The sequence below is a fragment of the Serratia liquefaciens ATCC 27592 genome, from assembly GCF_000422085.1.
Taxonomy (GTDB): domain Bacteria; phylum Pseudomonadota; class Gammaproteobacteria; order Enterobacterales; family Enterobacteriaceae; genus Serratia; species Serratia liquefaciens.
This window is the reverse complement of record NC_021741.1, coordinates 2,443,974-2,458,652: the sequence shown is the minus strand read 5'-3', so window position 1 is coordinate 2,458,652 and position 14,679 is coordinate 2,443,974. Positions and strand designations below refer to the sequence as shown.

At 56.8% G+C, this 14,679-nt stretch carries 14 protein-coding genes; 3 read left to right on the top strand and 11 right to left on the bottom strand.

Features of this window, described 5'->3' with window-relative positions; all coding sequences use genetic code 11:
* Positions 1-3: 3 nt before the first annotated feature.
* The gene (locus M495_RS24975) at positions 4-138 is read right to left on the bottom strand and encodes an AcrZ family multidrug efflux pump-associated protein (RefSeq protein WP_020826834.1); all 135 of its coding nucleotides are present in this window, start codon (positions 136-138) and stop codon (positions 4-6) included.
* Positions 139-640: 502 nt separating this feature from the next.
* On the opposite strand from M495_RS24975, the gene osmB reads away from it, so the two are divergent.
* On the top strand, positions 641-853 hold the full coding sequence (gene osmB / locus M495_RS11535) for an osmotically-inducible lipoprotein OsmB (RefSeq protein WP_020826833.1): 213 nt from the start codon (positions 641-643) through the stop codon (positions 851-853).
* A gap of 283 nt (positions 854-1,136) precedes the next feature.
* Here osmB and M495_RS11530 read toward each other — a convergent pair whose 3' ends face one another.
* Both M495_RS11530 and mrdA read right to left on the bottom strand, forming a co-directional pair.
* Positions 1,137-2,855, bottom strand: coding sequence for a penicillin-binding transpeptidase domain-containing protein (locus M495_RS11530; RefSeq protein WP_020826832.1), 1,719 nt, complete (start codon positions 2,853-2,855; stop codon positions 1,137-1,139).
* A gap of 102 nt (positions 2,856-2,957) precedes the next feature.
* On the bottom strand, positions 2,958-4,883 hold the full coding sequence (gene mrdA, locus M495_RS11525; RefSeq protein ID WP_020826831.1) for a penicillin-binding protein 2: 1,926 nt from the start codon (positions 4,881-4,883) through the stop codon (positions 2,958-2,960).
* 292 nt (positions 4,884-5,175) lie between these two features.
* On the opposite strand from mrdA, the gene M495_RS11520 reads away from it, so the two are divergent.
* Both M495_RS11520 and lpxA read left to right on the top strand, forming a co-directional pair.
* Complete coding sequence (locus M495_RS11520; RefSeq protein ID WP_020826830.1) at positions 5,176-5,457, top strand: YjcB family protein; 282 nt, start codon at positions 5,176-5,178, stop codon at positions 5,455-5,457.
* 317 nt (positions 5,458-5,774) lie between these two features.
* Positions 5,775-6,563: an acyl-ACP--UDP-N-acetylglucosamine O-acyltransferase gene (lpxA, locus tag M495_RS11515; RefSeq protein ID WP_020826829.1), complete on the top strand. Its 789-nt coding sequence runs from the start codon at positions 5,775-5,777 to the stop codon at positions 6,561-6,563.
* Positions 6,564-6,574: 11 nt separating this feature from the next.
* On the opposite strand, the gene M495_RS11510 is transcribed toward lpxA, so the two are convergent.
* The 8 genes from M495_RS11510 to M495_RS11475 form a co-directional block, all read right to left on the bottom strand.
* Positions 6,575-7,522: an oligopeptide/dipeptide ABC transporter ATP-binding protein gene (locus M495_RS11510; protein WP_020826828.1), complete on the bottom strand. Its 948-nt coding sequence runs from the start codon at positions 7,520-7,522 to the stop codon at positions 6,575-6,577.
* Positions 7,512-8,516 carry an ABC transporter ATP-binding protein gene (locus M495_RS11505; protein WP_020826827.1) on the bottom strand — a complete coding sequence of 335 codons (1,005 nt, stop codon included), beginning with the start codon at positions 8,514-8,516 and terminating at the stop codon, positions 7,512-7,514. Before M495_RS11505 ends, M495_RS11510 begins: the two co-directional genes overlap by 11 nt.
* Entirely contained in the window at positions 8,516-9,403 is an 888-nt protein-coding gene (gene ddpC / locus M495_RS11500) for a D,D-dipeptide ABC transporter permease (protein ID WP_020826826.1), read from the bottom strand. Before ddpC ends, M495_RS11505 begins: the two co-directional genes overlap by 1 nt.
* A gap of 5 nt (positions 9,404-9,408) precedes the next feature.
* On the bottom strand, positions 9,409-10,425 hold the full coding sequence (locus tag M495_RS11495; protein ID WP_020826825.1) for an ABC transporter permease: 1,017 nt from the start codon (positions 10,423-10,425) through the stop codon (positions 9,409-9,411).
* A 48-nt stretch (positions 10,426-10,473) separates the two neighbouring features.
* On the bottom strand, positions 10,474-12,024 hold the full coding sequence (locus M495_RS11490; RefSeq protein WP_020826824.1) for an ABC transporter substrate-binding protein: 1,551 nt from the start codon (positions 12,022-12,024) through the stop codon (positions 10,474-10,476).
* 35 nt (positions 12,025-12,059) lie between these two features.
* Entirely contained in the window at positions 12,060-12,623 is a 564-nt protein-coding gene (ddpX, locus tag M495_RS11485; protein WP_020826823.1) for a D-alanyl-D-alanine dipeptidase, read from the bottom strand.
* Positions 12,624-12,640: 17 nt separating this feature from the next.
* Positions 12,641-13,513, bottom strand: a complete 873-nt coding sequence (locus M495_RS11480; RefSeq protein WP_020826822.1) for a MurR/RpiR family transcriptional regulator — start codon at positions 13,511-13,513, stop codon at positions 12,641-12,643.
* Between the two features lie 246 nt (positions 13,514-13,759).
* Positions 13,760-14,608, bottom strand: coding sequence for a GNAT family N-acetyltransferase (locus M495_RS11475; RefSeq protein WP_020826821.1), 849 nt, complete (start codon positions 14,606-14,608; stop codon positions 13,760-13,762).
* Between the last annotated feature and the right edge of the window lie 71 nt (positions 14,609-14,679).

The following is a 14,679-nucleotide window of genomic DNA, read 5'->3' as shown; positions in this document are numbered from 1 at the left end:
GCGTCAGCTCTTTTTCCCGCCCACGGCAGAAAACAGATTAAACAGCTCACCCAAGCCATAAATCGAGCCAAGCAACAAGGCAATCATTACCGGCACCATGATCACCACGGTGGCCAAACTCTCTAGTATTTCTAACATCGTTGTCTCCTGGTTTTTAAGCAGCAAAAAGCCTGCCCAGAAAGGAAAATTTCCCTGGAATTTCTTAAGGTTATTTTTGCTTGATTTCAATCTGTGATGCAGATCACAACTCAATATCGCTAATGTAACTTACACAGTTGCATTACCGCAATGCAAAAAAATGCTCTCTGTCAGGGACAACCCGCACCAGAAGCAGTGGCGCCAACACCCAGCGGTATCCGTACGCCAATGCAGGCCGGAACGCGTCATAGCCCATAACCCTGGGCCTTAGGATTTTTAACGCGTTTTAAGGATTATCCAACCTGCCCCAAGAGATAACAGGCTGGCGATTTAATCATCACCCCAAAGTAAAATGGCGATTAAATAAAATCCGATGGCACAAAATTAAGAATATTTACCTGTTCTATTTTCTTTCGGCAGAATACATTCATCTCAACTTCTACCGGCCGATTAATCAGTGCTTTCTTTGTCTGTTAATTAGGCAATTTATCAGGAAACTCTTATGAACCTTAAACGTGCCGCAGGCGTGATGGTTATCATCATGGCAACACTTTCTGTCACCGCATGTGGGAATATGTCTCACCGCGATCGCAACACCGCTATCGGTGCCGGCGTTGGCGCGCTGGGTGGCGCAGTATTGACCGACGGCAGTACGCTGGGTACCTTGGGTGGCGCAGCGCTGGGCGGTATCATCGGCCACCAAACCAGCCGTTAATATTTTTAGGCCGGGTTGTTTTCAATTGAAAATACCCGGCCGAATTTATTTTATTCGCCACGCATTGGTGCGTCAGATTCTTTTTATTTTATCGAATTAATCAGATTGTCTTATCTATAAATATTCCCGCCCAGACAAAGTATCGACGCTTAAAAAATATTCCCCTTTTTAATAAAACCGCCAGATTTATCTTAACTTCACTCGTGATGTCGAATGGGTACAGACCCACCTTGCGACGTTGAAAAAGTGACTGGTTCCCCCTCCGCAGAGGGGGAACATCAGGTTAGCCTTTAACCTGCGAAACGACGTTCAACGGCTGGGCATCAGGCAAGATATTCATATGTTCCAATACCTGCGCCATGATCTTGCCGAACACCGGGCCAGCCACCGAACCACCGAAGTGCTTGCCTGCTTTCGGGTTGTTGACCATCACCACCAGCGCCACCTGCGGATCGCTGGCCGGCGCCACGCCGGCGGTGTAGTTAATGTAACCGCCGTCGTATTTGCCGTTGGTGCCCATTTTCTCTGCGGTACCGGTTTTAATCGCCAAACGGTAACCCGGTACCGCAGCGCTGACCCCGCTGCCCCCCGGTAAGGCATCGCTTTCCATCATATGCACCACGGTTTTTACCGTATCTTCTGGCAGAATGCGCTGCCCCATCACCGGTGGCGTCACTCGGGTGATCGACAATGGCCGATAAACGCCATAGGAACCGATAGCCGCGTATTCACGCGCCATCTGTAACGGGGTCACACGCAAACCATAACCAAACGAGAAGGTTGCGCGTTCGATATCAGCCCAGCGTTCGCGGTGCTGCGGCAAATAACCGCTGCTTTCGTTGCCGATGCCCAGGTCGGTCGGTCTACCCAAGCCAAAGCTCTTGTAAACCGCAGGCAGTACGGTAGCGGGCAGCGCCAGCGCAATATGTGAAACTGCGATGTCGCTGGATTTTTGCAGCACGCCGGTAATGGTCAATTTCGACCAGTGGCCTACGTCCTTGATCAAATGACCATTGACCCGGTAAGGCGTGGTGTCCAGTACGGTATCCGGTTTAATCAACCGGTGTTCCAGCCCGACCATCACCACCACCGGCTTCACGGTAGAACCCGGTTCGAAACTGTCGCTGCTGCACACGTTGCGGATATCTTTGGCCGGGGTATTGGCGTAGTTGTTCGGGTTGAATGACGGGTAGCTGGCCATCCCCAGCACTTCACCGGTATTCACTTTTACCAGCACCGCACAGCCGGAATCGGCCTGGTTTGCCACCACGCCGTCGCGAATTTGCGCGTACAGCACGTACTGGATGAATTTATCAATACTCAGCGTGACATTCGGCGGCGGCACAGGATCGACGTTCTTGATCACGCCAATCACCGCCCCGCTGCCGTCCTTCTGGTAAACCCGCAGGCCGTTCTTGCCTTGCAGCAGGTGGTTAAAGCCCAGCTCGATACCTTCAAGACCCTGATTGTCCTGCCCGACAATGCCGATCAGCCCGGCGGCATCCTGGCTCATCGGGTAGAAACGGCTGAAGTCCTGCAGGGTACTGACGCCGGTTAAACGCAGCTTGCTGATGTAATCGGCATTATCATCTTCGACTTTGCGCGCCAGATAGACAAAACGCTTGTGGGCATTAGCCTGGATCAGCCTTTGCACCTCGGGTAGCGGCATTTTCAGCACGTTGGCCAGGCTCTGCCAGCGTTCATTGCCGATATCGGTATGGGTGTCGAGAATATGCTTGGGATCCAACACAATATCTTTCGATGACACGCTGACGGCCAAGGCCTCGCCGTTACGGTCGGTGATCATCCCCCGGTTGGTGGGCAGCACCTGGGTGCGAATCGAACGCTGATCGGCCTGATCCGCCAACTGCTGATGCTCCAGCAACTGCAAATAGCCGACCCGAAAGGCCAGCAGGAAAAAGCAAACCAGGATCCCGCCGCAAATCCAACCAAAGCGAAGGGTCGAATAATTTTTACCGCTTTTTTTTGTTAATGGCGCCACTGTTAACCCTGCGTTTTTATTAAAGTTATGTGATTATTTCAGTCTACCCTGACAGAAATAGTTAGAAGATTGCAGTTTGTAAGAAAGTAAAAACAAACGCGTTTACTGTTGCACATCCGCGCTATCGTTTAACTCCGGTTTAACTTTCTGGTTAACCTCAGGCTGCGGGGCGTTGGCCGGGTCAAAAATATGGTCGAGGATCGCCCGGGCCGTCGGCCCCGCGACCACACCGTCACCACCGCCGTTTTCCAGAATTAATGCCATCGCCACCCGCGGATTTTTATAAGGCGCGAACAACGTATAGAAAATATGGTCGCGCAGCCGTACCGGGATCATTTTGGCGTTATAAGTCTGATTCTCTTTCAGACCAAACACCTGTGAAGTCCCGGACTTGGCGGCAATCTGATACGGCGCAGTATGGAACAGCTTATAACCGGTGCCGTTTGGCAGATTGGCCATGCCGTACATGCCATTGCGAACGATGCCCCAGTACGGCGATTTGGCATCACCAATCTGTGCACTCTCTACCGGTGGCTGGTAGCGGCTCACCAGGTTGCCCTGCCGCATGGAGTACAACAAATGGGGCGTTTTCACCTTGCCGTTGTTGATCAGCGTCGTTAACGCCTTCACCATCTGGATCGGCGTAGCCACCCAATATCCTTGGCCGATGCCTACCGAGATGGTGTCCCCCTGATACCAGGCTTTTTTATGCACCCGCTGTTTCCATTCGCGGCTTGGCAGCACGCCGCGATACTCTTCGTTAAGGTCAATCCCGGTCGCCTGACCGTAACCAAACTGGCTTAGCCAGCTGTGAATACGGTCAATGCCCATTTCAAACGCCACCTGATAAAAGAAGGTATCGGCGGACTCCTCTATCGCCTTGGTCACGTTCAGCATGCCATGCCCGGTTTTAAGCCAGTCACGATAACGGCGCTGGGTACCCGGTAAGGTCCAGGTCGGAGCGCCAAAGAAGGTGGTGTTGGGGGTGATCACTCCAGCAAACAGCGCGGAAGTGGCCATGTAAGGCTTCACCGTGGATGCCGGTGGGTAAAGCCCTTGCGTGACGCGGTTAATCAGCGGCAGATCGGGGTTGCTCAGCAGAGCTTTATACGCGGGATAGCTGATGCCCTTCACAAAAGGGTTGGGATCGTAACTGGGGCTGGAGACCATGGCCAAAATGCCACCGTCGCGCGGGTCTTCCACCACCACTGCTGCCCGCTGCCCTTTAAGCACCGATTCGATATATTGCTGCAGCGGCAGATCGAGCGTCAGGTAAATGTTTTTGCCCGCCTGTGGCGGTTGTTCTTTCAGCAGGCGTATCACGCGACCGTGGTTATCCACTTCGACTTCCTGATAACCGGTGGTGCCATGCAACTCTGACTCATAATAAGCCTCGATGCCCTGCTTGCCGATATTGTGGTCGGCGGCATAGTTCTCGCTGAGGCCCGCCTTGTCCAGCCGCTTCAAATCGCCATCGTTGATTTTAGACACGTAACCCACCACGTGGGCCAGTTCGGCACCGTAGGGATATTCCCGCTGCTGATAGGTGTCAATCGTCACCCCGTCAAAACGGTATTGATTGACCGCGAAGCGCGCCACCTCGGTTTCCGTCAGCCCGCTTTTCAAGGTAACCGGCTTGTAGCGGCCATTGTGGTGCATGTCATCGCGAAAAGCGGCGATGTCTTCGGGGGTCAGATCGACAATCGGCGTCAGCGCCTGCAGCAGCGCAGTCATATTGTCGATTTTGCTGGGGATAATCTGGATCTGATACAGCGTAATGTTACGCACCAGCGCAATGCCGTTGCGGTCGAAAATCAGCCCGCGACTGGGGGCAATCGGCACCATCTTGATGTCGTTTTGATTGGATCGCGTCTGGTAGAACGCATGCTGTTTTACCTGCAGGCGGTACAGGTTGAGGATCAACACGCCAAAACAGGCGACAACCAACACCATTGCCACGCCGGCGCGGCGTATAAACAACATTTCTTCGGCGGAATGGTCGCGAATTTTATCTTTTAATAGGGCCATACGTGGCGAGTTACCTGTCAGACGTCACATTTTCCCAAGATAAATCAGGGCAGTGAAAAGTCGGCAAGCATAGCGTTATTGGTTTGCGCTCCCCATTAAAAGGTTGCTAATGAAATGGCATAAATGTTTCAGCATGTTGGAATGTTACCAAATGCCGATTTTTCTCCCGCTCAGGGATTGAGCAGCGATTTATCCCAGTGCTACAATGTGACACAGATCACACTATTTCACCCGTTGCCCTGACCTTCCGGCCGCTCGCCGGGAGCAGCTTTATCACCAAGGATCCCGTTCGATGAGTGCCATTGCCACAGGTTTTATTATGATGCGCTGGGAGTTGCTTAGCGCCGTTATGATGTTTATGGCCAGCCAGCTAAACGTCGTTTGCCGTAAGACCAGCCGCAACGGCATGGCATTTATGTTCAGCAGCCTCGGGTTGTTCACCACCTGCTGGTTCGTGATGGGCCTGATGGGTATTAGCTTCAGTCAGGAAGGCTTTACGCAATTCTGGTCCCACGCCTGGGACATGTATGTCGAGGTCGTCAGTAACACCCCTACCGATTGGCCACTGCCCTGAGTTATGGCATTCGCTGGCGACGGAATTGACCGTTGTCAGCCTGACCATTTTCAGCCCTGCAGAGCAAAGAGTTGAAATCGCCGGTGGTAACATCCCGTTATTACCCAAAGGTTCACAAAATAAATAAAATATAAGGTAGCAGTCTGAGGCAAATACCGGCTTATGCTGGCCGCAGACAAACCTTGTCACACCGACCGGAAGGCAAACTTCCTGCCCACGCGTTCCTGTTTCCCCCAATTAATCCAGAATCCGGCTTAATAATTAACCGATGACTGGCCTGGCTGATGGATAGCCACGCGCCGCCATCAGGAAACGTGATGATTTCTCCCTCTGCCCTTATTGCAGACAACAGCCTGATCGCGCCCGGCGCGATGATCGGTGCGCACGTGCGTATCGGGCCTTTTTGCGTCATCTCCGCCGGGGTTGAGATAGGCGAAGGCACCACTGTTGCCTCGCACTCGGTAATTAACGGCCTGACCCGTATCGGCCGCGACAACGTTTTCGGCTCGTTTTCTTCGATCGGCGAAGCCAGCCAGGATTTGAAGTATGCCGATGAACCGACCTCGTTAATCATTGGCGATCGTAACCGTATAGGCCATTACGCCACCCTACATCGCGGTACGGTACAGGGGCGCCAGCGCACCGTCATCGGTAACGACAATCACCTGCGGGATAATGTGCATGTTGCCCACGACTGCGTCATCGGAAACGGTGCTTACGTCGGCGAGCACAGCGGCCTGGCCGGGCATGTTGAGATGGGCGATGCTGCATGGGTCGGCGCCCGGTGCGCGGTACACCAATTTTGCATTATCGGTGCCCATGCAAAAGTTGCCGACGGTGCCCTGCTGGTGCAGGATCTGCCGCCCTTTGTTCAGGCCGGCGGCCATCGCGCCAAACCTGACGGCCTGCATCTGGCAGCGCCGGCTTTTCTGGCCGCCGATCCGCAACAACAGCGAGTTATTCACGCTCTCTACGACATGCTGTATCACCGGTCGATGGCGTTGGAGGATGTACGGCAAGAGGTTATCCACCTGAGCGTGGAATACCCATTGCTACGCCTGTTCCTCGACTTCTTCACACGCTCGACGCGCGGCATTATCCGCTGAGCGTATCGCCGTCATCCTACCTTATGGCAACGCACCGCCGTGCCGCCCAAATTGACTCTCAAACTTTGCGGTCGCTGGCACCCCTCGCCGGCGTAAGGGCAACGTTCGCGAAAAAAGCAGCCCTGCGGCAACTGACGGTTGCCCGGTAATTCCCCTTTGCGGTCTTCAATTGCGCTGTCGCTCAGTGAACGGCCGGTACGGGGCACCGAATCCAACAGCAACCGGGTGTAAGGGTGCTGAGGCTGGCGCAACACCTGCGCGGTCGGCCCCAATTCGACAATCTGCCCCAGATACATCACCGCTACCCGATCGCTCATGTGCTGGATCACCGAAACGTTATGCGAGATCAGCACATAAGTCAGGTTGCGCTGGCGTTGCAGTTCCACCAGTAAATTGAGGATCTGCGCCTGCACCGAAATATCCAGCGCCGAAGTAGGTTCGTCCAGCACGATGATGTCCGGCTGTGACGACAGTGCGCGGGCGATGGAGATACGCTGTCGCTGTCCGCCGGAAAACTCGTGCGGCAACCGGTCAATCGCCTCCGGCCGCAGTCCCACCTGCTGAGCCAACTCCGCCGCCTGCGCCCGTCGTTCCGCCACGCTGTTGTGTTGCTGCACGTACACCGGCTCGGTGATAATTCGCCATACCGGCAGGCGCGGATCGAGCGATGACTGCGGATCTTGAAACACCATTTGCATGCCGCTGCCAAACCAGGAGCCGGCATTGCGCGCCCGCAGCAGCTCGCCGCTGCTGGGCTTCAACAACCCCATCAGCAACTGCGCCAGGGTGCTTTTGCCGCAGCCGGACTCGCCAACGATGCCCAAGGTTTCGCCGCGCATAATGTTCAGATCCAACCCATTGAGCGCATGAACATACTCTCGCGGCTTGCCGCGCCAGTTATAGCTGGCGGGGAAACGTAATCGCACGTCGCGCAGTTCCAGCAGTGCCTCAACGTTCATTTTGCACCTCCAAATCGACAGACTGCGGATGCCAACAGGCTACCCTTTGGCTCGGCTCTGCCACCAATGGCGTAAGCCTCGGCGTAAGCCGACACTGAGCGTCAGCATGGCGGCAACGGTTGCTAAAAGCGCAGCCTGGCGGTAACGCACTCAGGTTGGGCACCGTACCGGGGATAGCCTGCAGCAGGCTGCGCGGTTCGGCACGCTCCGGCGCCGCCAGCAATAGCCCAATGGAGTACGGATGACTGGGATGCTCAATCACATTGGCGGTGGCGCCACTCTCAATCACGTGTCCTGCGTACATCACATACACCCGGTCGCAAAGTTGCGACACCACGGCCATATCGTGAGTGATAAATAGCACCGCCGTGCCGCTGGCTCGCGCCTTCTGCTGTAGCAAACGCAACACCTGACGCTGGACCGTGACGTCCAGCGCAGTGGTGGGTTCGTCAGCGATGATCAGTTCCGGTTCGCAGGAAAACGCCATGGCAATCAGCACCCGTTGGCGCATACCGCCGGACAACTCAAACGGATATCGCTCCATCACCCGCGGTGCATCGGCAATCTGCATTTCCTGTAACAGCTGAATCGCCTTGTCGCGAGCCGCCGAGGCGGAAAGTCGCTGGTGCAGGCGGATCACCTCGCACATCTGGCGGCCGATCTTGCGCGTTGGATTGAGCGCGCTCATGGGCTCCTGAAAAATCATCGACACCCGCGCACCGCGCAACTGGCGCATTTGCCGCTCGCTGGCGTTAAGCACGTCGGTGCCCAGCATCTCCAGCGAACCGCCGGTCACGCGGTAACCCTCTTCCGCCAGCAGCCGTAACGTCATCATCGCAGTGACCGACTTGCCGGAGCCGGACTCGCCCACCACGCCGACGATTTCGCCCGCCTTGACCTGCAACGAGACGCGATTGAGCGCCTTGACGCTGCCGCCGTAAATCGGAAACTCCAGCTGCAATTCATCGATTGATAAAACGGTGGTTTCACTCATCAGCGCCCCCGGGTTTTAGGATCCAGCAGGTCGCGCAGACCGTCGCCGAACAGGTTGAAACCGGTGGCGGTGATCAGGATCGCCGTGCCGGGAAAGGCCGAATACCACCATTGGTCGAGCACATAGTTGCGTCCATTGGCCACCATAGCGCCCCATTCGGCGGTCGGTTGCTGGGCACCCAGGCCGATGAAGCCCAGCGTAGCCGCCATCAGGATCGCGGTACCGATATCCAGCGACGCCTGCACCACCAACGGCGGCATCACATTGCGCAGCACGTGCCAGCCAATCAGATGCCAGCGCGAAGCGCCAAAGGTGCGCGCCGCTTGCATATACGCCTGATGACGCAGCGTTAACGTTTGGCCGCGCGCCAGCCGCACGTAGAAAGGAATGCGCACCACGGCAATCGCCAACATGGCGTTGAACAAACTGGGGCCCAACGCCGCCGCCAGCGCCATGGTCAACACCAGCGACGGCACCGACAGCATGATATCCATGCAGCGCATAATTAACGCATCAACCGTACCGCCCATCACGCCGGAGAAACAGCCGAGCAGCGAGCCAATGCTCCCCGCCAATACCACCACCGCCAGCCCGGCGGCCACCGATTGACGGCTGCCAACCAGGACTCGGCTGAACAGGTCCCTGCCCACTTCGTCGGTACCGAACCAGTGCTCGGGCGAAGGCGGCAGTAAGCGCGCGGTTAGGTCAATGGCGTCCGGGTTATGCGGCACCAGCCACGGCGAGAACAGCATCAGGAACAGCACGGCTATCATGATGGCAGCACCCAGCAGCGTCAGCGGACTCCGCCGAACCCGGTACCAGGCGCGGCGCAGGCTGAGATAGCGCAATACGGGTTCCGCGATCGGTGGTTGTTCGATTTGAGTCATTGTCATTATCCCTCGCGCCCCATTCTTGGGTCGATCCACAGGTAGAGCAGATCGACGATCAAATTAACCATCACGTAGGCAAAAGAGACCACCACGGCAAACCCCATCACCGCCGGAAAGTCCAGCGCCTGAATGGAATCCACCACGTAAGCGCCCATGCCCGGCCAGGCGAAGACCGTTTCGGTCAGCACCGCGCCATAGAGTAAGTCCCCCAAAGCCAGCCCCAACACCGTCACCGAGGGGATCAACGCGTTGGGCAACGCATGCCCAAGCACCACTCGCCAGTGCGAAAGGCCGTTGGCACGGGCCGTGCGGATATAGTCTTCCCCCAATTGTTCCAGCATCGCCGAGCGGATTTGGCGCGCCACTACCCCAAGATGAACAAAGGCTAACGTCAGCGCCGGCAGGATCAGGTGTTGCAGGCTGTTCCAGAACGCCTCGCCGTTGCCGGTCAGCAAGGAGTCCAGCAGGTAAAACCCGGTGATGTGGGTGGGAGGATCCAGCCAGTCGTCCAGTCTGCCGCCGCCGGGCAATAGATTCAGTTGCCCGTAGAACAGGATAATCACCCCCAACCCCAGCCAGAACGCCGGGGTGGAGATGCCGGTCACCGACAACAGCCGCACCAGATGATCGGGCCATTTATTACGATACACTGCCGACACCACCCCAAGCGGGACGCCAAACGCGATCGCCAACAGTAAAGCGCAAAAAGCCAGCTCCAGCGTGGCGGGAAAGAAGGCGCGCAGATCGTCCAGCACCGGCCGTCCGGTGCGAATGGAAGTCCCCAAATCGCCATGCAGCAAATCCAGCACGTAGCGGCCAAATTGCACATACAGCGGCTGGTCCAGCCCCAGCTGTTGGCGAATATGCTGGACGATTTCCTCGCTGGCGCGGTCACCGGCCAGCAAGCGCGCCGGATCGCCGGGGATCAGGTGCGAGATGGTAAAGGTGATCACGCACACCCCGAACATCACCAGCACCAACCCCCAGCAGCGCTGACGGATAAGGCTCCAAACGTTCATAGCGGTTTCCCATGGTGCAGGGGCAGCCAAACGGCTGCCCGAAAAAAATTACTTGCTCATCTGCCCAACGTTGAACACCTGCTCCAGCATCGGGTTATACACAAAGCCCTTCACCTCTTTGTTCATCGCCACCTGATAGTTTTTCTGGAACAGATAGACGTAGGCCGCCTGGTCGATGACGATCTTCTGCGCCGCCTGGTAATCCGCGGTGCGAACCTGCTGATCGGACACCGATACCGCTTTCTTCAACAGGGCATCCACCTGCGGATCGCTGTAGAACGACCGGTTGCCCGGCAGCCCTTTCTTGTCGGATTCAAACCAGTAGTTCATGAACATATAGGGGTCGGCGAAATCCGGGCTCCAGTTGCCGATGGCGATATCGTAATTACCCTGACCGATGCGATCCCGCATGGTAGCGTTGGCCAGCTTCTCCAGTTTGACGTTGAGGCCGACCGTCGCCAGGCTGGCCTGTACCGACAGCGCAATCGCCTCCCAGTTAGGGTCACTGATCGAATAGAGGAAGTTCAGCGAAGCGGGTTTGTCTTTCACCGCCGCCAGTGCTGCCTTGGCCTTGTCCGCATCCTGACTGTACTGCTGGGCATTGGCGTCATAGCCCCACATGCCCTCCGGGATCGGGCCGCGCATCTGTTTGCCGTTGCCCCCGAGAATGCCCTTCACCATGCCCTGATAATCCACGGCGTAAGAGATGGCGCGACGCAGATCCACCTGGTTAAGCGGCGCTTTGCCGTTGTTAAGGTACAAATAGGTCACCCGTAGCGACGGGTACTCGTTCACCGCAACCTTGTTTTCACTTTTCAGCGCCGTGAGCTGGTCAATCGGCAGCGATTCGGCAATATCCAGGTCGCCTCGGGTCAGTTGCAGACGGCGGGTGGCGCTTTCGCCGATGATTTTCACCGTGACGCGTTTAAACGCCGGTTTGGCACCGCTGTAATGCGGGTTAGGCACCAGCACCAACTGCTGGCCCTTTTGCCAGCGATCCAGTTTGTACGCCCCAGAGCCGGCACTATGGTTCGCCAGCCAGGCCTTGCCCTCGTCCGCCGGATTCGCCTTGGCAATCGCCGGGTTAACGATGCCGGCACCGTCATTGGCCAGGGTGTACAGGAACGGCGCAAACGGCGTTTTCAGAGTGAAACGTACCGTCAGCGGATCCACCACCGTGACCTGCAGGTCTTTCGGGAAGGCCTCTGACGGTCCCTGACCAATCTTCATCAGACGCTCGAACGACCATTTGACCGCATCGGCGTTCACGTCCGAACCGTCATCAAACTTGTTGCCGGGTTTTAGCTTAAAGGTCCAGACCAGTTGGTCGTCTGAACTGGTCCAGCTGTCGGCCAGCTCACCCTCCACCTGGGTCGAACCTTTTCCGCCTTCGGTCTTGTACTGCACCAGCCGCTGATAGGCCGGGTAGGTCACCGTCCAGTCGTTATTATCGATAGTCACCGCCGGATCCAGCGTTTGCGGATCGGCCGCTTTGCCAATCACCAACATGTCCTTTGGTACCGCCGCCTGTACCGGCCCGGCTACCGTCATGCCCAACGTCACTGCAGCCGCCAGAGCGGCGTATTTGATCTGATTCATAAACAAAGCTCCTGATGCGTTGAATGTGTGTTGTTTTAGTCGTAAGAAAAACAGCCGAAGCGATCGACCAGCAGCGGATAATCCCCGGCGTTGGGCAGCTCGAAGTGCCACCATTCGCTGGCGATCCCGCGAAAACCTCCGGCGGCCATCACCGCATTCAGCAGCAGCCGGTTGCGCTGCACCTCCGGAGGGAAATCAGGATAAAACGGGTGTGATTTTTCGCTCATTTCATCAAAGCCGGTGCCCATATCCAGAGCGATACCCTCGGCGTCCAACAGCGTCACGTCGATCGCGACACCCCGGCTATGATGCGATCCGGTCAAGGTGCTGGTGACATACTGCGGATCCGGACAGGCTTGCCACAGCAACGCCTGCGCCTGCTGCGGTCGATAAGCGTCAAATACCAGCAGGGAAAAACCGGCCAGCCGTGCCGCCAGCAGGCAACGCGTCAGCCCCTGCACCGCATCAGGATGCAGCAGGCAGCGGCTCTCGCGATAAATCGCCCGGCCCGTCAGGTTGTCGGCGCCGGCATATTTCAACTCAATCGGCAGACCAGGAAAGGCCTCGGCCAGATCGGTTAATGTTACATTGTCACTCATTGCGTTTTCCCATACGGTTAAGATTCAAATTGCCCCAGCTCTTTTTGCAGCATTCGGTTGCTTGCCAGCCGTTGCTCGACCGCTGTACCGCCCTGTTCCAGCACCGAAGACAGCAGCAGGTTGAACAGGCAACTGAGCGGGGCCAGCGAATCCCAAAACTGACCGGTGTCGGTTTTTACCTGCAGCAGGTCGATCGGGTAATCCCGAGCCCAGGGGCAGTAAATATCGGTAATCAGCGCCAGCCGCAGCCCACGCGCACAGGCCGCCTGGCAGTATTTTTGTGCGATGGTCGAATACGCGCGCGTGTCCGTCAGCACCAGATATGGCGCACTGAATTCCGAATTTAGCGACTCCACATAGGTGCCGGATAACCCGTCCGCGTAATAGACCTTGGGCCGCAGATATTCCAGATGGCTGTAAAAGGCATTGGCAATGCCGCGCGTAGACTGAATGCCCACGACAAACACCGCTTCCGCCTGCGCCAACTGACGGCTGACCTGCGCAAAGGCTTCGCCGCCGGCCAATTGGTAAACGTGTTCGATCGCTTCCAGCTCCAGCGTTAATGACTGACGTAATTTTTGGGGTTGCGGCTGTTCGCGCCGACGGCGATAAGCCCCCAGGCGATCGGTCACGCCCCAGGGTTGATGCAAAGCCGTACCCTGCTCGCGCAAGGTGCGCTTTAAGTCCTCAAGGTTGCGGTAACCCAGGCTGCGCAGGTAGCGCCCGACCGAAATACCGCTGGTGGCGGTGCTACGAGCAATGCTGTCGGCGGTCTCAAACGGCACCTGCGGCAAATTGGCCAGCAGATATCCGGCAATGCGTTTCCCGGTGGGGGTTTGCACCGCAAATGACGCTTCTATTTGTGCCATCACATCTGGATGCTCTGCCATAGTTCGCCCGCTGTTGTTGAGTTGTCACCAAACCCCACTTTGTTACTCAGATAACAAAGCGAGATGATGACAATGCATGGCCTGTGCCAATTGCGGATTGCAGGGGAAATTTCACGCGCGACGGCGTACGGCGGCGCAGGAACGACAAAAACCTGCGGTTACAACATAGTCATCAGTTGATAACTATTGCACAACATTTGGGCAATGCATCGGGCGATGCACCACCCTGAACCCTTAATTTCAATTTTATGACCAGGCTTGCGAAACCAGTGAAAATGTCAGTGCAACGTCGCAATCCGGTCTATGGGGCACGCCACGCACCATAATGGTCGGCGTATCGACGCAGGGTAAACCGCGCTCGGCCAGCCAAGGGCTGAGGCCGCTGGCCAGGGGAGTATCCACCCGCACAAACTCGCCCTGACAAGGCAGGCATAAGGCGTCAACCATGGCAATGGCCCCCGTTAGACCAGGCGCGACCACCGGGCCGATCATGTTGCCGTGACCAAAACGACGGCGGAAGGCAAATCCGACGGCAATCCCCTGCTGCTCCAGCACCAAAGCCTGTTCGGCGCTTGCCAACATTGCGGCCAACAGGGGGTGGCGGCTGAGGCCGCTGGCGGCCAAATCCAGCTCAACCAGGGTGGCAAGATCCTGCGGCAAGGCCGGCCGTAAACTTGCCCCCTTGGGCAAAGGTGCGGTATGGCCTGCCGGCATCTCCCGGCATTGGTGCTGCGCCAGTAATCCCTGATCGATAAACCCCAATTTTTGGTACAGCGGTTTGCCGTGATCGGTCGCTACCAGATGAAACTGATAGTCGGGCAAAGGCGCTATCATCTGCTGTAACATGGCTCTGGCGATACCTTGCCCACGGCATTGCTCTGCAACTATCACCAACCCTAGCGTGGCCCGTTGGTCGCCCCATAGCCAGCGCAGGGCGCAGCCAACCACGTCTCCCTCGACTTCAGCGATCACCCCGCCACCCAATGACCACGCTTGCTGCCAATCTTCCAGCCGATGCGGCCACTGTATTTTTTGCGACAGTAGATGTGCGGGCGCAACATCGGCCGCCCCCATCTCTCGCAGCGTAAACGTCATTTCCCGCGTCTCCTGAACAATGCTGATTCCTTGCTATAGCACCATGACTGCATCGCCGATGGCAACCGGCA